The organism is Streptomyces sp. NPDC054047 (assembly GCF_055585065.1).
This window is the reverse complement of the sequence record NZ_JBVJKV010000019.1, coordinates 1-17,522: the sequence shown is the minus strand read 5'-3', so window position 1 is coordinate 17,522 and position 17,522 is coordinate 1. Positions and strand designations below refer to the sequence as shown.

17 protein-coding genes are annotated in these 17,522 nt (G+C 69.1%); 6 read left to right on the top strand and 11 right to left on the bottom strand.

Going from position 1 to position 17,522, the window contains the following annotated elements; genetic code table 11:
* Positions 1-20: 20 nt before the first annotated feature.
* The 9 genes from ACZ6ZP_RS41415 to ACZ6ZP_RS41375 form a co-directional block, all read right to left on the bottom strand.
* The gene (locus ACZ6ZP_RS41415; protein WP_469410459.1) at positions 21-794 is read right to left on the bottom strand and encodes a TetR/AcrR family transcriptional regulator; all 774 of its coding nucleotides are present in this window, start codon (positions 792-794) and stop codon (positions 21-23) included.
* A 117-nt stretch (positions 795-911) separates the two neighbouring features.
* The gene (locus ACZ6ZP_RS41410) at positions 912-2,429 is read right to left on the bottom strand and encodes an MFS transporter (RefSeq protein ID WP_351167417.1); all 1,518 of its coding nucleotides are present in this window, start codon (positions 2,427-2,429) and stop codon (positions 912-914) included.
* A gap of 188 nt (positions 2,430-2,617) precedes the next feature.
* Positions 2,618-4,828, bottom strand: coding sequence for an ArnT family glycosyltransferase (locus ACZ6ZP_RS41405; RefSeq protein WP_469410458.1), 2,211 nt, complete (start codon positions 4,826-4,828; stop codon positions 2,618-2,620).
* Complete coding sequence (locus tag ACZ6ZP_RS41400; RefSeq protein WP_469410457.1) at positions 4,825-6,159, bottom strand: bifunctional glycosyltransferase family 2/GtrA family protein; 1,335 nt, start codon at positions 6,157-6,159, stop codon at positions 4,825-4,827. The genes ACZ6ZP_RS41405 and ACZ6ZP_RS41400 overlap by 4 nt, the downstream gene beginning before the upstream one ends.
* A 26-nt stretch (positions 6,160-6,185) precedes the next feature.
* Positions 6,186-7,844, bottom strand: a complete 1,659-nt coding sequence (locus tag ACZ6ZP_RS41395; RefSeq protein WP_469410456.1) for a sensor histidine kinase — start codon at positions 7,842-7,844, stop codon at positions 6,186-6,188.
* On the bottom strand, positions 7,841-8,602 hold the full coding sequence (locus tag ACZ6ZP_RS41390; RefSeq protein WP_351167408.1) for a response regulator transcription factor: 762 nt from the start codon (positions 8,600-8,602) through the stop codon (positions 7,841-7,843). Before ACZ6ZP_RS41390 ends, ACZ6ZP_RS41395 begins: the two co-directional genes overlap by 4 nt.
* Positions 8,603-8,676: 74 nt before the next feature.
* The gene (locus ACZ6ZP_RS41385) at positions 8,677-9,522 is read right to left on the bottom strand and encodes an amidohydrolase family protein (protein ID WP_469410491.1); all 846 of its coding nucleotides are present in this window, start codon (positions 9,520-9,522) and stop codon (positions 8,677-8,679) included.
* Positions 9,523-9,631: 109 nt separating this feature from the next.
* On the bottom strand, positions 9,632-10,048 hold the full coding sequence (locus ACZ6ZP_RS41380) for an antibiotic biosynthesis monooxygenase family protein (protein ID WP_351167406.1): 417 nt from the start codon (positions 10,046-10,048) through the stop codon (positions 9,632-9,634).
* 107 nt (positions 10,049-10,155) lie between these two features.
* Positions 10,156-11,049, bottom strand: coding sequence for a DUF2797 domain-containing protein (locus ACZ6ZP_RS41375; protein WP_469410455.1), 894 nt, complete (start codon positions 11,047-11,049; stop codon positions 10,156-10,158).
* Positions 11,050-11,443: 394 nt separating this feature from the next.
* Between ACZ6ZP_RS41375 and ACZ6ZP_RS41370 the strand changes: the two genes are divergently transcribed.
* From ACZ6ZP_RS41370 to ACZ6ZP_RS41345, 6 genes are all read left to right on the top strand, one after another.
* Positions 11,444-12,010, top strand: a complete 567-nt coding sequence (locus ACZ6ZP_RS41370; protein ID WP_469410454.1) for a hypothetical protein — start codon at positions 11,444-11,446, stop codon at positions 12,008-12,010.
* 88 nt (positions 12,011-12,098) lie between these two features.
* A complete protein-coding gene (locus tag ACZ6ZP_RS41365; protein ID WP_469410453.1) occupies positions 12,099-13,481 on the top strand; it encodes a hypothetical protein in 1,383 nt (460 codons plus the stop codon).
* Positions 13,478-14,062, top strand: coding sequence for a hypothetical protein (locus ACZ6ZP_RS41360; RefSeq protein WP_469410452.1), 585 nt, complete (start codon positions 13,478-13,480; stop codon positions 14,060-14,062). The genes ACZ6ZP_RS41365 and ACZ6ZP_RS41360 overlap by 4 nt, the downstream gene beginning before the upstream one ends.
* A gap of 15 nt (positions 14,063-14,077) precedes the next feature.
* Positions 14,078-14,824, top strand: a complete 747-nt coding sequence (locus ACZ6ZP_RS41355) for an ABC transporter ATP-binding protein (RefSeq protein WP_469410451.1) — start codon at positions 14,078-14,080, stop codon at positions 14,822-14,824.
* Between the two features lie 365 nt (positions 14,825-15,189).
* A complete protein-coding gene (locus ACZ6ZP_RS41350; protein ID WP_469410450.1) occupies positions 15,190-15,798 on the top strand; it encodes a hypothetical protein in 609 nt (202 codons plus the stop codon).
* Positions 15,798-16,835: an XRE family transcriptional regulator gene (locus ACZ6ZP_RS41345; protein ID WP_469410449.1), complete on the top strand. Its 1,038-nt coding sequence runs from the start codon at positions 15,798-15,800 to the stop codon at positions 16,833-16,835. The genes ACZ6ZP_RS41350 and ACZ6ZP_RS41345 overlap by 1 nt, the downstream gene beginning before the upstream one ends.
* An 86-nt stretch (positions 16,836-16,921) precedes the next feature.
* Here the strand turns inward: ACZ6ZP_RS41345 and ACZ6ZP_RS41340 are convergent, their stop codons facing one another.
* Positions 16,922-17,128: a hypothetical protein gene (locus tag ACZ6ZP_RS41340; RefSeq protein WP_469410448.1), complete on the bottom strand. Its 207-nt coding sequence runs from the start codon at positions 17,126-17,128 to the stop codon at positions 16,922-16,924.
* 206 nt (positions 17,129-17,334) lie between these two features.
* Positions 17,335-17,522 (bottom strand): hypothetical protein (locus ACZ6ZP_RS41335; protein ID WP_469410447.1); only part of this gene is annotated, 188 nt, incomplete at its 5' end.

The following is a 17,522-nucleotide window of genomic DNA, read 5'->3' as shown; positions in this document are numbered from 1 at the left end:
GCCCAAGGCCCAGGGGCCCGTCACAGCGTGGCCTCGATGCCCGCCACCAGCAGGTCCAGCGCCACCTTGAAGTCCAGCTCCCACATCTCCTCGACCGTGGACCCGCCCCGCGCCTCCATCATGTCGGCGGAGCTGTGCAGGGTCTCCTCCAGGCCGGGATGCGCGCTGACCGCGCCCATCGCCTCCTTGAAGTACTCCCCGGGAGTGAGCCCCGCCGCCGTACAGCGCGCGATGTAGTGGCCCTGGACCGTGCCGAATCCGTACACGAACTGGAAGACCGCGGCGATCGCGCCGGCCTGCTTCTCCGTGGGCAGGCCGGTCTTGCGCACCACTTCCTGCACGGTCAGCGCGAATTTGATCCAGTTCGGGCCGATGTTGAGGAAGTTGCCGACGAGCGGCGACACCCAGGCGTGCCGGACCAGCAACCCCCGGTACTCCTCGGCCAGTTCGCGCATCGTCTCGCGCCACCGCTCGGGCGTGATCGACTCCGGGTCGGGCAGGACCATCTCCCCGGCGGCCGCGTCCAGGGCGAGTTCGAGGAGGTCGTCCTTGGTGTCGACGTACCAGTACACGGACATCGCCGTGACGTTCAGGTCCGCCGCCAGGCGCCGCATGGAGAACTTGGCGAGGCCCTCCTCGTCCAGGAGGCGGACCGTGGCCTCGGTGATGCGGTCCCGGTCGAGGCCGGAAGGCTGGTCACTCCTGCGGCTGCCCGCGCCGTTCCGGGGGGCCTTGCCCTCCAGCCAGACGCTGGTCCGCGCGGGGCGCTTCGCGCGGTCGGCTGCCTTCGCCATGGCGCACCTTCCTGGTCCTGAGCTGTTGTACCGGTACCGGTACCGGTACCGGTCCTACGAGTCCTGCGAGGCGGACGGCAGACCGGAATCGGCCAGTCCGTCGCCCACCCGTCGATGCTATGCGGACGCCGTGGCCGCGCCCGCCTTCGCAGAGTCTGCCCTCTCGGCCCGCTTCAGCAACGCGGCCGCCAGCAGGCCACCGAGGAGCACGGCCACCGCGCCCACCAGCTGACTGGTCTGAAGACCCGAGGAGAACGCGTCGGCGATCCTCGTGCGTTCGGCGTCCGACCCCGCCGCGGCAAGCGCCGCGGGCAGCGAGACCGCGGAGACGGTCACGAGCGAGGCGAAGCGTGAGTTCAGGACAGCGCCGAGCACGGCGACGCCCAGACCGTTGCCGAACTCAGCGAGCGTGCCGTTGACGCCCGCGCCCACACCGGCCTTCTCCGGCGGGATCGCGCTCATGATCGCGTTGGCCATGGCGGGCATGGCGAGCGCGATGCCCGCGCCCATCACGATGAGGCCGGTCAGCATCCCCGCGTAGTTGTCGCCGCCGAGCACGGCGATCGCGGCGAGGCCCGCGGAGAGCAGGGTCATGCCGATCGCGATCGTCGCGGGGGTGCTGGTCTTCTTCAGGAGGCGTGCGCCCAGGCCGGTGAGGTTGAGCGCGACGACGGTGACCGCGAGCGGCGCCGTGCGCAGGCCCGCCTCCAACGGCTCGTATCCGAGGACGAATTGGAGGTGCTGGGTCAGCAGGAACAGCGAACCGCCCATGCCGAAGGCGACCAGGATGGCGCCCGCGACGGCGCCGATGAAGCGCTGGTTGCGGAAGAAGTGCATGTCCAGCATGGGGTACGGGATGCGCAGCTCCCAGACGACGAAGACGCCGAGGACGGCCACGCCCACCGCGGCGGCCACCAGGACCTGCGTCGACGTCCAGCCGTGTTCGGGGCCGGAGATGATCGCGTACACGACCGAGGCCATGCCGATGGTGGAGAGCAGCGCGCCGAGCAGGTCGGGGCGGTCGCCCTGCGGGTTCTTGGACTCGGGGACCAGCTTGATCACCGCGGCGAGCGCGACGAGCACCACGGGGATATTGATCAGGAAGATCGCGCCCCACCAGAAGTGGTTGAGCATGACCCCGCCCATCAGCGGGCCGAGCGCGAAGCCGAGGGAGTTGACGGTCGACCAGAGGCCGATCGCCTTCATCCGCTCGCTGTCGTCGAAGATCTGCACGACCACGGCGAGCGTGGTGGTGATCAGGAGCGCACCGCCGATGCCCATGCCGGCGCGCGCCGCGATGAGCTGCGCGGAGGACTGGGCAAGGCCCGCCACCAGCGAACCGACGCCGAAGAGGGCGAGGCCCGCGGTCAGCATCTTCTTGCGGCCGTAGCGGTCGGACGCGCTGCCCGCGGTGAGCAGGAGGCCGGACTGGACGAGCGAGTAGGCGTTGATCATCCACTGGATGTCGGCCGTGGACGCGTCCAGTTCCTCGGTGAGGGAGGGGATGGCGACGTTCAGGACGGTGTTGTCCAACAGGACGGTGAGCTGGGCGAGGCAGATGACGCCCAGGATCAGCCAGCGCTGGGGGTGCCCTTGGGGGGTGCTGGGGGTCTCGGCGGTCGTCGTTGCCGTCATGCCTCCCTCTCCTTCTGCTTATACGGTGTACGTGTGGTCAGCGACGTACACCGTAAGGCATGTCCCGTACGGCGTACAAGACGGTTTCCCCGCGGACATTTGCCCCGCGGACAGCACGACGGGACCGACCGCAGGCTGCGGCCGGCCCCGAACCCGAAGACGTACGGGCTGTGAGCTTTTGGGTTACGTCAGCTCTTCGGCCGGGTCAGGTCGTAGAAGGTCGCGCTGCCGACCGTGACCTTCTCGAACGTGTCCTCCACCCAGGACGTGATCTTGGAGGAGGTGCCGCTGTCGCCGCCCATGCCGCCTCCCATGCCACCGCCCGAGATGAAGTAGTGGATCCTTCCGTCCTCGACGTACTGCTTGAACTGGGCGAGGGTCGGGGACGGGTCGCTGCCGTTGAAGCCGCCGATGGCCATCACCGGGTCGCCGGTCGCGAGTTGGTAGCTGGCCGCGTTCTGCGAGCCGATGGCCGCCGCCGACCAGGTGTAGTCCCCGGCATTCGCCTCCAGGAGCTTCTTCGCCTTGGCGCTGACCTGGGCGCCGTCGAGGAGGCCGCCCATGCCGCCGCCTCCGCCCATGCCGCCGCGCTCGGCGGTGCCGCCGCCGGGCATGGCGCCCTGCTGCTTGCCCTGGGAGTTGGTGCCCTGCTTGCCGTTCTGGCCCGGAGGACGGCCCGTGCCGCCGCCGTTCTGGCCGCCGGCCGGGGGCTGCATGGCGTTGCCGCCCTGCTGGCCGTTCTGACCCTGCTGCGCCTGGCCGTTCTGGCCGTTCTGCCCGTTCTGCCCGTTCTGGCCGGGCGGCTGCATCCCGCCGCCCCCGCCACGGCCGCCGCCCCCGCCGGGACCGCCACCGCCAGGGCCGCCGCCCATCCCGCCCGCGGAAGCGGGCCCCGCGGTCACGATCGACCCGGTGTGCGCGCTGTTCACGGTGGAGAGGGTGTACGCGACCGGGCCCGCCAGGGACGCCGCGAAGCTCAGCCCCACTGCCGCGACGGCGAGTTGGCGCCCGAGCCGGGCCGCGAGCAGCAGGCCCACCGCGCCCACGAGGCCGCCGACCAGCACCGCCCAGCGCAGCCACGGCACGTAGTCCGGGGTCCGGCCGAGCAGGGTGTACCCCCACCAGGCCGTGCCCGCGACGCTCACGCCGAGCAGGGCCCCCGCCCACCACTTGGCGCGCTCCTCCCACAGGACCGTGGCGCCCATGCCGATCAGCGCCGCGATGTAGGGGGCGAGGGCGATCGTGTAGTACTGGTGGAAGATCCCCGCCATGAAGCTGAAGACGGCCGCCGTCATCAGGAGCGCACTGCCCCACGCCACGAACGCCGAGCGCACGGTGTCGGTCCTGCGGGCCTTCCAGGTGAGGACGATGCCGCCGACGAGCAGGATCAGCGCGGCCGGGATCAGCCAGGAGATCTGGCCGCCGACCTCGGAGTTGAACATCCGCCCGAGCCCGGTCTCGCCCCACTGGCCACCGCCACCGCCGCCACCGCCGCCACCGACGCTGCCGGTCTCCTCGCCGTTGATGCGGCCGAGGCCGTTGTAGCCGAAGGTCAGCTCCAGGAAGGAGTTGTTCTGCGATCCGCCGATGTACGGGCGCGAGGACGCGGGCCACAGCTCCACGATCGCCACCCACCAGCCGCCGGCCACGATCATCGCGAGCCCGGAGAGGGCGAGCTGGCCGAAGCGCCTGCGCAGCCGCACGGGTGCGCACACCGCGTACAGGACCGCGAGCGGCGGCAGGATCAGGAACGCCTGGAGCGTCTTGGCCAGGAAGGCGACGCCGACCGCGACGCCCGCCCACACCAGCCACTTGGTGCTGCCCTTCTCCAGGGCGCGCAGCACGCAGTACACGGTGACGGTCATCAGGAGCGCGAGCACCGCGTCCGGGTTGTTGAACCGGAACATCAGCGCGGCGACCGGCGTGAGCGCGAGCACCGCCCCCGCGATGAGCCCGGCCGCCGGGCTGAAGCGGCGGCGCACGGCGGCGTACAGGACACCGACCGTCGCGACGCCCATGAGTACCTGCGGGGCAAGGACCGCCCAGGAGTTGAGCCCGAAGAGGCGTACGGACAGGGCCATAGGCCAGAGCGCGGCCGGGGGCTTGTCGACGGTGATCGCGTTGCCCGCGTCGAGCGAGCCGAAGAACATCGCCTTCCAGCTCTGGCTGCCCGCCTGGACGGCCGCGGAGTAGAAGGAGTTGGCGTAGCCGGACGCGCTGAGGTTCCAGAAGTAGAGGACCGCGGTCGCGAGCAGCAGGCCCAGGAAGGCGGGGCGCGCCCAGCGCGGGTCGTCGGGACGGCCGCGCCAGAGCCGCGCTGGCAGGGCGCGCGGGCCCCGGTGGGCGCGCTCGCCCGGCGCCGCGTGCAGGGGCGCGGGCGGATGGGAAGTCGTCGTCATCGTGCGTTCCTCGGGTCGTGTGCGTAGGTGAGCTCGTACGAGGACGGGGCGTCGCCGGGCTGCGGCGCCGCGTCGGAGCGGCGGTCCGGGAAGACCCAGGCCCGCAGCAGCAGGAACCGCAGCACCGTCGCCGCGAGGTTGGCGGCTATCAGGACCGCCACTTCCGTGCCGTGCGATGCGTCGCCCGACGCCGCGTCCAGGGCGGCCAGCGAGCCGCTGGTCAGGGCGAGGCCGATGGCGAAGACCACCAGGCCCTGCGCCTGGTGGCGCATCGCGCGGTCGCGGCCGCGCACCCCGAAGGTGAGGCGGCGGTTGGCGGCCGTGTTGGCGACCGCCGACACCAGGAGGGCGAGCGCGTTGGCCACCTGCGACCCCGAGAACGTACGGAAGCCGGAGTACAGGAGCAGATAAAGGAGCGTGGAGAGCGCGCCGACCACGCAGAAGCCGACCAGCTGGCGGGCCAGACCGCCCGGCACTCCGGTCAGCTGCCGGTCGCGCGGGTCATCCCCGAAGGGGCGCGCGAGGCGGTCCAGCGGGAGCGCGCCGACCGCGAGGGCGCGCCCGACCCGCCACACCCCCTTGAGGTCGTCGGTGGCCGTCTTGACCAGGTGGACCGTGGAGTTCGGGTCGTCGACCCAGTCGACCGGCACCTCGTGGATGCGCAGGCCCGCGCGCTCGGCGAGCACCAGCATCTCGGTGTCGAAGAACCACCCGGTGTCCTCGACCAGCGGAAGCAGCACCCCCGCCACGTCACCCCTGATCGCCTTGAACCCGCACTGGGCGTCGGAGAAGCGGGCGTGCAGGGAGCTGCGCAGGATGAGGTTGTAGCCGCGCGAGATGAATTCACGCTTGGGGCCGCGCACCACCCGCGAGCTGCGCGCGAGCCGGGAGCCGATCGCCAGGTCCGAGTGGCCGGAGATCAGCGGCGCGACCAGCGGGAGCAGCGCGTTGAGGTCGGTGGACAGGTCCACGTCCATGTAGGCGAGGACGGGGGCGTCCGACGCGGACCACACGGCGCGCAGGGCACGCCCGCGCCCCTTCTGTTCCAGGCGCGTGTAGCGGACCTCTTCGCTCGACGCCGCGAGCCGCGCCGCCACCTCGGGGGTGCGGTCCGTGGACGCGTTGTCCGCGATCGTGATCCGGAAGGGATAGGGGAAGGTGCGGACGAGGTGGTCGTGCAGGCGCAGCACGCACGGCCCCAGATCCTTCTCCTCGTTGTAGACGGGGATCACGATGTCCAGGACGGGCACATCGCGCCATCCGGCGGGGAGGTGGGCCCGCGCCGGCAGAGGGACCGAGCAAGCGCCGCCCGGAGAAGAGTCGGTTTGCATGACACCGACATTCGCCAAGTGGTCTGTCAGGCCTGTGTGGTGAGCCTGTGGCCCGCCTGTGAGTCCCGTCCGGCGCCGCTGACCTGGGGCGACACCTCGTCCGACACCGCGTCCGACACCGCGTCCGACACGGCGTCAGACACCTCGTCCGACACGGCGGGCAGCAGCACCGTGAACACCGTCCGTCCCGGCACGCTGTCCACCGTCACACGACCGCCGTGGGCCGCGACTATGGCCTGTACGAGGGCGAGGCCGAGCCCGGTGGACCCGGCGTTGCGGGAGCGGGACGCGTCGCCGCGGGCGAACCGTTCGAAGACGTGGGGGAGGAGGGCGGGGGCGATGCCGGGGCCGTCGTCCTCGACCTCCAGGCGGACGCCGGGCCCGGCCCGCCGCACGCGTGCGGTGACCTTCGTGCCCGGTGGCGTGTGCGTGCGCGCGTTGGCGAGGAGGTTGACGACGACCTGCTGGAGGCGGGCCGCGTCGGCGAGGACGAGCGCGGGCTCGTCCGGCAGCTCCAGGGCCCAGAAGTGCCCGGGGCCCGCGGCCCGCGCGTCGCTCACGGTGTCCACGACCAGCGGTGAGAGATCAGTGCTCTGATACGAGAGCGCCTGTCGGGCACCGGGCCCACCCCCTCCCGCACGCCCGCCGTCACGCCCCTCGTCCAGGCGGGCGAGCAGCAGCAGGTCCTCCACGAGGCCCGTCATCCGTTGAGCCTCGGACTCGATCCGCCCGAGCGCGTGCCGCGTGTCGGGACCCGTCGACTCCCGCCCCCGGCGCGTCAGTTCGGCGTAGCCGCGGATCGAGGCCAGCGGCGTACGCAGCTCGTGGCTGGCGTCCGCGACGAACTGGCGTACCCGCGTCTCGCTCTCCTGGCGCGCGTGCAGCGCGGAGTGCACGTGGTCGAGCATGCGGTTGAGCGCGGCGCCCACCTGCCCGACCTCGGTGTTCGGCTCCGTGTCGGGGACGCGTTCGTACAGCGTCACCTCGCCGCTGTGCAGGGGGAGTTCGGAGACGCGGGTGGCGGTCGCCGCGACCCGGCGCAGCGGGCGCAGCGCGACGCCGACCATGGCCGCACCGGCGAGCGAGGCGGCCACCAGACCCGCGGCGGTGACGCTGACCTCGACGATGACCAACGTCTCCAGGGTGTTCCGCACCTTGGCGGTGGGGATGCCGACGAGGAAGTCGCCGGCCGGCCCGGTCGCGTACTCCACGCGGTATCCGCCGAGGCCGGGGATGTCGACGTCGTGCGGATGCCCGTCGCGCGGCACGGAGGCGAGCGCGGCGGACTGCGCCGCGTCGAGCTGATCGGTCCCGGGCTCGAAGGTTCCGCTGTCCGGCTCGTTGCTGACGAGGGCCTGGCCGACCGAGCCGTCGTCCTCGACGACGGCACCGATGGTGCCGACCTCCTGCGGACCCTTGGAGACGAACCGCAGCGGATCGCCCTGATCCGCGGACGGGACGCCGGGACCCTCGTCCCCCGGCTTGGGCTGCGGACCCTTCGCCCGCATCGCGACCGTGCCGAGCGAGGTGTCCAGCTGGTCGTACAGGTGCGAGCTCAGCGCGATGGTCGTCACCGTGCCGATCACCGCGCAGACGACGGCGATCAAAGCCACCGCCGAGACGACGAGCCGCGTCCGCAGCGACCGCGGCGACCGCGGCTGCCGCGGCTGCCGCCCGAGCCTCATGAAGCCGCAGCCGCCTCGGTCGACGGCGCGGGCTTGATCAGATACCCGGCACCGCGCCGCGTGTGGATCATCGGCTCACGGCCGGCGTCTATCTTCCTGCGCAGATACGAGATGTAGAGCTCGACGACGTTGGCCTGGCCCCCGAAGTCGTAGTTCCACACGCGGTCGAGAATCTGCGCCTTGCTGAGCACGCGGCGCGGATTGCGCATCAGATAGCGAAGCAGCTCGAACTCGGTGGCGGTGAGGTGGATGGAGTCCCCGCCCCGCGTCACCTCGTGGCTGTCCTCGTCGAGGGTGAGATCCCCGACGGCGAGCACGGACTCGCTGCGCCGGTCGGATGCCCCGGCCCGGCGGATGAGCCCGCGAAGCCGCGCCACGACCTCCTCCAGGCTGAAGGGTTTGGTGACGTAGTCGTCGCCCCCGGCGGTGAGCCCGGCGATCCGGTCCTCCACGGCGTCCTTGGCCGTGAGGAACAGCACCGGCACGTCGGGCAGCTCGCGCCGCAGCCGGCCGAGCACGGCGAGGCCGTCCATGTCCGGCAGCATCATGTCGAGCACCACGGCGTCGGGCCGGAAGGCGCGGGCGGTGCGCACCGCGCCGGCACCGTCGCCCGCGCTGCGGATCTGCCAGCCCTCGTAGCGCAGGGCCATGGAGAGCAGCTCCGTCAGCGACACCTCGTCGTCGACGACGAGCACGCGGACGGGGCTCCCGTCCGCCCTGAGCAGTTCTGTACGCCCCTGGGGCGAGGTCGTAGTCATGGCACACAGCCTGCGCCGCGGCCCTGAGAGTGCTCTTGCCAGAACCTGTGAATTCCCTGAGAAACGCCCTCGCGCTAGGCGCTGCCGCCGCCCGGCAGTCCAAAAAGCCGGGCCGCGTTCCCGTGACAGACCGCGCGCAGCCAGTCGTCCCCCAGACCGAGCCGCTCCAGGGCGTGCAGCTGATGAGCGTACGTGTGCGGGGTGTTGGGGAAGTCCGAGCCCAGCAGAATCCGGTCACCCAGATCGGCGAGCCGCGGCAGCTCGGCGCGCGGGAACGGCGAGAGCTGCTCGCAGAAGTCGGTGAACGCCAGGGTCGTGTCCAGCCTGACCTCGCCGTACCGCTCGGCGAGGTCGAGGAAGTCGACGTACTCCGGCATCCCCATGTGCGCCACGACGAGCCGCAGCCGGGGATGGCGCGCGAGCAGCCGCCCGATCGGCTCGGGCCCGGTGTGCTTGCCCGGCGCGGGCCCCGACCCGCAGTGCACGACGACGGGGACACCGGCCTCGGCGAGCAGCCCCCAGACGGGGACGAGCGCGGGGTCGTTCGGGTCGTAACCCCCCACCTGCACATGGGACTTGAAGATCCGCGCACCGGCGTCGACGGCGTCCCGCACATACGCCTCGGCTCCCGGCTCGGGAAAGAAGGTGGCCGTCTGCAGACAGTCTTCGGTCCGGCGGGCGAAATCGACGGCCCACCCATTGAGCCACTGCGCCATGCCGGCCTTGTGCGGATAGATCATCGACGTGAAGGCGAGGACCCCGAACTCACGGAGCAGGGCGAGGCGTTGCTCCTCCTCGTGCCGGTAGACGATGGGCCACCGCACGCCGGTCAGCGGTCCGGCGGCATCGAAGTAGTCCCACACCTTGGCCAGCACGCGCTCGGGCATGAAGTGCGTGTGTACGTCGATGAGGCCGGGCAGCCCGAGCCGCTCCCAGAAGTCGCGGACGGCCTGGGCCTCGCCGTCGTGCTGGGCGGCCCCGCCATCGTGCTCGGTGGCCTCGCCATCGTGCTCGGCGGCCCCGCCGCCCTCATGCCCGCTCAAAACCGTAGCTCCGCTCCACCTTGGCGACATGGACGACGTACTTCTCGTACCACTCGTCGCGCCCGCGCTTCTGTGCCGTGCGGTGCTCGGCGTCGGCGCGCCACCGCTTGATCGCTTCCTCGTCGCGGAAGTAGCCGACGGTGATGCCGAGCCCGCCGGGCGTCCGCGCGGATTCGACGCCGAGGAAGCCGGGCACGGAGGCGACGAGCTCGTCCATGCGGGCGCCGGTCTCGTCGTATCCGGCGTCGGCGCCGGTCTCGCCACCGGAATCGGAGTCGGCACCGGACGCGCCACCGGATGCGCCACCGGATGCGCCACCGGTATCGGCCAGCACGGAGGTGAACACGACGGTGTAGTAGGGCGGTTCGAAGGGAGGTACAGGTGCGACGGGCTGATCACTCATGGCCCCAGACTCGGCCGCGCCCCACCCGCCTGTCCACCCTCTCCCCGCCTTCATTGCCGTACGGGCAGCCAGACTTGACCATCCGGTCAGCTTCGGCGCCCCAGGGCTCAGAAAAGCCCGCCCTGAACAGCGGGAACCTCCCGCACGGGAACATTCGTATGCTCCGCCCCCCGCGCCCCTTCGAGCCGCCACCCCCGCAGCAGACGGCTGTCGAGCACGACGAGACGCCCACCGTCATCGAGATAGACATCGGGCCCGGCGACGGCGACGAGGCTCCCCAGCACCACTCCCCCGTCGACGAGCTCGGTGACGGCGAGCCCGCCGAGCCCCGCAAGCCGCTCCACCCCGAAGGCCGCCCCGTGATCCACCACACCGCACTCCCCGGGCTCCCCGGGCTCCCCGCGCACCCCCAGGGCCACCCGCTCCAGCGACTCGGGCCACCCCTCCAGCGCGAGGGCGAAACCATGCATCCGCTCCAGCTCACGCCGCCGCTCGTCCACCCCCGGCAAGGTGGCCCGGACGGCCCGCTTCTTCGCGTACGAGATCCGGTCCGGCACCCCGAGGGCGACCCGCAGCAGCTCCTCGGCCCGCCGCGCGGCCATCAGGGGCCCGCGCCCCAGCCAGGCGAAGGCGACGGCCCCCTGCTCCAGCAGCCGCGCGGCTCCCCGCTCCTCCCGGGTGATCCCGACCTTGACCATCCCGACGCCGAACCACGCGAGGTAGACGCGATAGGTGCGGGGATCGTCCGCGATGGTGTCGGCGGCCACGGAATGCGCCCGGTCGAGCCGCGCACACTCGGCACACCGGGCCTGAGTCCCCCGCCCCGGCACGACGGCGCCCACAGGACAGGCATTCCCCCGCGCCCCCACGCACTCCCGCCGCCCCACGGCCCGAAACCCGACCCGCCGCCCCACAACCAGCGAACTGACGTCCCCCCGCTCCCACACGAGCCCGGGCCGCTCACTGTCCGCCCAGCTCAGCCCCGCGATACGCCACTCCATGGGGACAGTCTCGCGCAGCCTCCCCCATCGCCTTCTCCCGCTCGGCTCGTTCACCCGGCGGCCGCCGCGAGGCGACGAGGGCGTTCACTTGCGGGCTCCGTGCCGTCTCGAAGCTCCGCGCAGACGCACCGCGGCGGCTCCGGAACGGGGCGGCAGGCACGGACGTTGTCCCCCGCACCGCCCACGACCAGGCATTTCGAGTCGTTTTTACAAACCTGTATCAGCCATAGATCGCAGCTGAGGCGGAAGTATGGCCTCCATCACAGCGGGTGATGGCACCTCCTGGTTGAGTGATCTTCACCGAACGGGCACAGGATCATCACCACGCCGAGTGAGAGCTCCACCGTGCCCGAGGCCATCACCTGGGGGGACTTCCAACACCATGACGACCGCTATGCCCAGACTCCGTGTGCTCGCCCGCACCTCCGCGGTTCTCGTGAGCGCCCTCGCGGCGACCACGCTGCTCACCTCGGCCGCCACCGCCGACGACACCGTCCCTGCCGGTGACAGCGTCGACATCACCGACGACGCGAGCACCGTCAGCCTCGACGAGGAGGGCCTGTTCGAACTGCCCTCTTCCGACAGCGGTGAGGTCCAAGCCCGGAACTTCACCAGCAGCATCGGGGGCTGGCTCCCCAGCAGCCACGAATCCAGTCACTGGTCTGACAACGACTACACCGAGATCAAGTTCACCACCTGCACCCTGAGCGGCGCAGCGGGCAGGTCCCTGCACGTCCAGCTGCACCAGGCCATTCCGTTCGGCCTGGACAAGAGCCTGGGCTCGAAGCGCTTCACGAACTGCTTCGAGGGCTCGGGCAAGACCTCAAGGGGTGAATGGGACACGCACGTCTCCAACGGCGACAACCGCTACTTCACCATCCCCAAGCACAACGACTCCGAGCACAGCCGGACCTCCCTGAAGGTGGCGAAGGTCTACGTCGACACCTCGAAGGCAGACTAGTCACGGCTGAAGTGGCATGAAGCAGAGCCGGGAAGCGCCCACGCGCTTCCCGGCTTCCCCCATTTCTTCACAGAGCGGCCTCGTTTCCTTGAACCTTCGCACCCGACTGCGCACCACCCCAGCCGTGTGGACCGCGCCGATCTGGCTCGGGATCATCGGCTTCTACTACTTCTACGCCCTGCACTTCGAAGACTCCTACCAGGAAGTCATCGACGGCCCGCTCTGGGCACCCGAGCAGGTCGAAGTAGCGCTGTCGTACTTCTACGCCTTCGCCTACGCCATCACTCTCGGGCTCGCCGTGTGGGAAGGCGGGCGGTTGAAGCGGGACGGGGTGTGGCAACTCGCCCCCGGCCGGTCCCGCTATCGCGTGGCCGCTCACACGCTGGCCCCCGTGGTCGCCGCCGGCTGGCTGGTACTCCTGCTGCCGGTGGTGATGCGCCTGGTCGAAACCCGGCTCATACCGACACCGGCCGCTCTGTCGCCGCTGTTCATGGCCATGGGCATCGTGTGCGCGTACGCGGTGATCGGCTGTGCCCTCGGGCATCTCACCCCCCGCACGATCAGTGCTCCCTTGTCTGCCGTCGCCGTGTTCTACGTGATCGTCGAGACCGTGAAGTACGACGCCCCGACGTGGCCCAGGCACGTCTCGGGCCAGCCGGACACCTCCCTCGGGTTCGGCGAGGAATACGGTGCCGCCACGCTCTTCGTCCCCTTCCTCTTCATCGCCGCGCTGGCGGCGGCGGTCGGCGTCTGGTGGATTCGCACGGCAGGCCAAGGCCGCTGGGCGATACGCGGCGGCGCCGCAGCGGCAGCCGCGGCGCTCATGGCCGTTTGCGCCGATGCCGCCGGGGGTTGGGCCATCGCGGACGGTCCCGTGACCTCCCAGCACGCCGCAGCGCGCTGCACCGGCAGCGCACCGCGGGTGTGCATGGCCGAGACCGGCGGCGCAGTGGAGAAACTCGGCCAGGTACGCCGGCAGATCGTGACGTCGACGGCCAAGCTCCGTGCCGCAGGAGTCGACGTTCGCATGCCCGCCACCGTGTCCGACAGCCTCCTCAACGGCCGAGACCGCAAGGCCTCGTCGAGCACCACCTGGTGGCTCCCGCTCTCCCGACAGGCCGGGCAGGCCGGGGATGACATGACCGCCGTCCGGTACGCCGTCCTGCGCAACAGCGTCACGTTCCCCTGTGCGTTCCCCTCGTCCTTCGAGTCCGCGCCCTCGGCCGACTACGTCGTCAACCACGACGCAGCCATGCTGTGGGCCGCTGCGGTCATCGACGCGGACCGGCCTTATCTGGCATGGCGCAGAGGCGAGTACGGCGGGACGTTCCAAAACCCCCGCCAGGTCCTGAACAAGGTCACGCAACGCGCCGACGACGCCCTGAAGCTGCCCGCCGAGCAGCAGGCCGCCTGGTTCCACAAAGAGCAGGCCAAGGCCTGCCGCCTCGCCGGCCCGGGGACCACGTCGTGATCTGGTGGATCAAGGCCCGCCGCCTGCTCCCCGTGCTTCTGCCCGGCACTGCGGCGTGCGTCCTCATCGTCGCCCTCGCGCACGATCGGGCCATTGAGCTGCCCGGCATGCTGACCGCCGGCGCCAACCAGGTCTTCCTCATGCAGCTCATCCCCCTCCTGGTCACCTCCACTCTCGCCCACTGCCTCGCCCAGCGTCTGGACGAGGCCGAAGTGGTGGCCACCCGAAACCTCCGCCGCCTGGACATGCTCGCGGTCCTGACGTGCGTATCCGTCGTGGCAGTGGCGGCACTGGCCATTGGCGCCGCAGCAGGTTCCGACGAGGCCACCACGGTCGGACGTAACACCGCCTTCCTCACCGGCCTCATGCTGCTCGCCGAAGCCGTACACCCCAAGGCCGCCGCAGTGGCACCGGTCGGATGGGTGTTCACCATCATGTTCCTGGGCCACTCCGACTACCACCGCCCCTGGCCGTGGGCCGTGACCCTGCACGCCCCGGGGGATCTCCCCGCCCTCATCGTCTGCCTGATCGTCTTCCTCGGCGGCCTCATCGCCCAGGCCCGCATCCGCCGCACCATATGAAAGGCCGTCCCGCCCATGCCCGTTGAACTCCATGCCGTGTCCTACTCCTACGGCCGCAGCAAACCCCGCATCCTCGACGAGCTCACCTACACGACCCCGCACGGCTTCACCGTCCTGCTCGGCCCCAACGGCGCCGGAAAATCCACGCTGCTCAAGCTCGCGGCCGGCGTCAACCAGCCCACCACCGGCGCGGTACGCCTGGGTCGGCTGGCCTCGACGACCCGGGAGTACCGCACCAAGGTCGCCTGGATGCCCCAAAGCATCACCGCGATGACAGGCCTCACTGCCCGCGAACAAGTCGCCTACACGGGCTGGCTCAAAGGCATGAACCGCACAGCTGCCTGGGATGCCGCAGCCACCGCCCTGGACCGGGTACAGATGAAGGAACGCGCCGACATGAAGACCAAACAGCTCTCCGGCGGTCAGCTGCGGCGTGTCGGCGTGGCCTCCGCCCTCGTCCATGACGCCCGCGTTCTGCTCCTCGACGAGCCCACCGCCGGTATGGACCCCACCCAGCGCCGCGTCTTCCGTGATCTGATCCTCCGCCTCGCCACCGACGAGGTACAGGTACTGATGTCCACCCACGACGTCGCCGACCTCGCCGAAGAGGCCGACCATGTCACCGTCCTCGCCGAAGGCGTCATCACCTTCACCGGCACCACCGGGGACTTCCTCGACCATGCCCCCGCCCAGACCCCCGCAGGCCGACGAGCCGAAGCGGCGTACACCGCCGTCTCCAGTCACGCCTTTTCCACCACGTAGGCATACGCCAGAGGCCCCGTGGATCTCTCCACGGGGCCTCTGGACTGCTGTGCACTCGGCAGGATTCGAACCTGCAACCTTCTGATCCGTAGCTCTATGTGGAGCGGTCAACTTAGGCCATTCCGGTCGTCGTCCAGCCCACGAACGCCCATGACGCGCGAGGTCGGTTACTGACGTTGCGGTACTTCGTGCTGTACAGCAGTGAAACCGTTCGACATGAGACGCCTCTTGGCGATCGCAGTCTGCTGGCCTTGCTGCCATCTCGGCCCGGTGTCAGACCCCCGTGGGAACATGCCCCCATCAAGGTCATGTCCACATCTCTGTCCAGATTGACAGATCAAAATTAAGCCGCCATGCTGTCCTGCATGCCGCTTGAGCTGATCACCGAGGCTGAGGCCCGGACGTTGCTCCACCCGCATCTGCCCGCGCTCCGCGCGAGCTTCGAAGGTGCGTGGGAAGACTGGCAGGAACTGGAACCCGCTCTCGTAAGCAAGGCTCCTCAGTACCGCACGACTTCCCGCGCCAATGTCATGTACGACCTCCTTGTGGCTCGAATCCAAAAGGAATTCGAAGACATACAGGGCGTCACCTTCAATTCCCACCCTGGGTTCTTGGCCCTGACCTTTGGCGGCAGACTGGTTGTCCGCTTCAAGAAGTTCAGGAGCAAGACCCTCAAGGTCAGTCAGATCATGACATTGCAGCAAAGGCGCTTGGCGAAGCAGGAGTTGGACCTGGGCCTCAATGCGACAACCGTGGTCGCCGGATATCTCCTTGACACCCTTGGGACCGAACTCAAGAAGCTGGCTGTAGTCTGTCCCTTGAACGGTGAAAACGTGTGGGAGATTGACCTGCACGGCGAAGCCACCGGTGGCTTGGCAGGAGTAACCATGCTGCCTACCCCCGATTCGGGTGCGCCCAAGCCTGGTGTGCGTTCACGCAAGCCCAAAACCGAACCTCAGGCGGAGATGGAATAATGCCGTACAACCCTGCCATGGTGACACTAGCTCGTGAATCTCGTGGGATGACTATGGGTGAGCTGGCGACGAAGGTGGGGGTTACCTCCTCGCTCATCTCAAAGATTGAGCAAGCAAATCGTGAGATGAGCGAGGAGCGGGCGAAGAGTATCGCTTCGGCGCTGGACTACCCGGTGGACGTACTGACGTGGCGAGAGCCGGTATACGGATTCGGGTCGTCCAGCTTCTACCACCGCAAGCAACAAAGTCTTCCCCAGAAGACACTCAAGCAGATTCAGGCGTTCGTGAACTTTCATCGAATTCGAGCGAAGCGCCTAGCCTCTGCTCTCGATCTGGATTTCGCTCTCACCATTCCTTCGATGCTCGTCGAGGACTACGGCAGCCCTGAAGAGATTGCACGCGCGGTCCGTGCCGCCTGGAGAATTCCCATCGGACCGGTCCAGAACCTGACTGAGTGGATCGAGGCCGCTGGCGGTGTCGTTGTGGCCAAGGAGTTTAGTTCGGCCAAGATCAACGCAATCAGCGTTTGGCCGCCTGGCGAAAGCCCATTCTTCGTACTAAACACGCTTCTACCTGCCTGCAATCTTCGATTTTCCCTCGCTCACGAACTTGGGCATCTAGTGATGCACGATGTTCCCGAACCGGGCCAAGAGGAAGAAGCCGACAGGTTTGCCGCCGAGTTTCTCATGCCATCTCGGGAAATCAAGTCACAGTTGCGGGGGATGAATCTAACCATCGCCGCACGACTGAAGCCCGTTTGGCGCACGTCTATGGGAGCATTGATCCGGCGGGCCCGTGATCTTGAAGTCATCACAGATCGGCAGCACACATCCCTTCGTGTGCAACTTTCGCAGAAGGGATGGACGAAAGATGAGCCAGTTCAGATTCCTCACGAGAATCCATCTTTGATCCAAGAGATCATTCGAGTTCACCACGTTGACCACGCGTACTCGCCGTCTGACCTCGCAGATATGGTCGGCCTCTACACACACGAGTGGCTCGACTTGTATGAGCCACGAGGTCTGAGAGCTGTGTAACTCCCAACTCCACCCGCGGTGGTGTCAGCCGCTGATGTCAGGGAACAGGGCGCCCTTTGCCAACCTGGCACGCACGCCTGATCTAGTTACTGCTCTTTCAGCAGCTCGATCAAGCGATCGACACGGACCTTCTTACCGTTGCCGTCCCGCGTTCTACCCTGCATCCACTCGACGGTCGCCCTGCCGATGCGGAGGTCCCCGACGTGCTTGCCGTTGTTGTCCGAGATCTTGAGCAGGATGCCCTTGTTGCCCAGAGAGATCGTGACGTCTTCCATCTCGACCTTGACCTTCATGGTGGTCTCCCGTCCCAAGCAGACCCGAGCCATACGTACAGAATGCGCCCTTTCGTCACAGATGACTATGTAGGTCGGTGGAGCGGCTTTGGGCGGGAGCTGCCATGGGGCGAGTGATCATGGCTCCGTAAGCTTCCGGCGAGTCGGGACAGGCGGTCGATGGTTTGGCTTCGGACCCCGACCTGAGCCGGGGTCCTGGGCGGCTGTCAGCCTTGGGTCGCCTCGTAGTCGTAGCCGTCGCGGGGGTCGTAGCCGGGGTTCTCGTCCGGGCAGAGTGTGAGGTCCTCGGGGTCTTCGGCGTACGGGTTGGGGACCAGGCCGTTGTCGCACTGGGGGTTGGGGCAGGTCATGGTGTGCTCCTTCGAGGTCGGTGCCGTTGTCCTGATGGGCTCCG

What these genes read in the sequence shown, in the direction of transcription:
- ACZ6ZP_RS41415 (WP_469410459.1), bottom strand. Translation starts at nt 794, where the DNA reads ATGGCGAAGGCAGCCGACCGCGCGAAGCGCCCCGCGCGGACCAGCGTC.
- ACZ6ZP_RS41410 (WP_351167417.1), bottom strand. Translation starts at nt 2,429, where the DNA reads ATGACGGCAACGACGACCGCCGAGACCCCCAGCACCCCCCAAGGGCAC.
- ACZ6ZP_RS41405 (WP_469410458.1), bottom strand. Translation starts at nt 4,828, where the DNA reads ATGACGACGACTTCCCATCCGCCCGCGCCCCTGCACGCGGCGCCGGGC.
- ACZ6ZP_RS41400 (WP_469410457.1), bottom strand. Translation starts at nt 6,159, where the DNA reads ATGCAAACCGACTCTTCTCCGGGCGGCGCTTGCTCGGTCCCTCTGCCG.
- ACZ6ZP_RS41395 (WP_469410456.1), bottom strand. Translation starts at nt 7,844, where the DNA reads ATGAGGCTCGGGCGGCAGCCGCGGCAGCCGCGGTCGCCGCGGTCGCTG.
- ACZ6ZP_RS41390 (WP_351167408.1), bottom strand. Translation starts at nt 8,602, where the DNA reads ATGACTACGACCTCGCCCCAGGGGCGTACAGAACTGCTCAGGGCGGAC.
- ACZ6ZP_RS41380 (WP_351167406.1), bottom strand. Translation starts at nt 10,048, where the DNA reads ATGAGTGATCAGCCCGTCGCACCTGTACCTCCCTTCGAACCGCCCTAC.
- ACZ6ZP_RS41375 (WP_469410455.1), bottom strand. Translation starts at nt 11,049, where the DNA reads ATGGAGTGGCGTATCGCGGGGCTGAGCTGGGCGGACAGTGAGCGGCCC.
- ACZ6ZP_RS41370 (WP_469410454.1), top strand. Translation starts at nt 11,444, where the DNA reads ATGCCCAGACTCCGTGTGCTCGCCCGCACCTCCGCGGTTCTCGTGAGC.
- ACZ6ZP_RS41355 (WP_469410451.1), top strand. Translation starts at nt 14,078, where the DNA reads ATGCCCGTTGAACTCCATGCCGTGTCCTACTCCTACGGCCGCAGCAAA.
- ACZ6ZP_RS41350 (WP_469410450.1), top strand. Translation starts at nt 15,190, where the DNA reads ATGCCGCTTGAGCTGATCACCGAGGCTGAGGCCCGGACGTTGCTCCAC.
- ACZ6ZP_RS41345 (WP_469410449.1), top strand. Translation starts at nt 15,798, where the DNA reads ATGCCGTACAACCCTGCCATGGTGACACTAGCTCGTGAATCTCGTGGG.
- ACZ6ZP_RS41340 (WP_469410448.1), bottom strand. Translation starts at nt 17,128, where the DNA reads ATGAAGGTCAAGGTCGAGATGGAAGACGTCACGATCTCTCTGGGCAAC.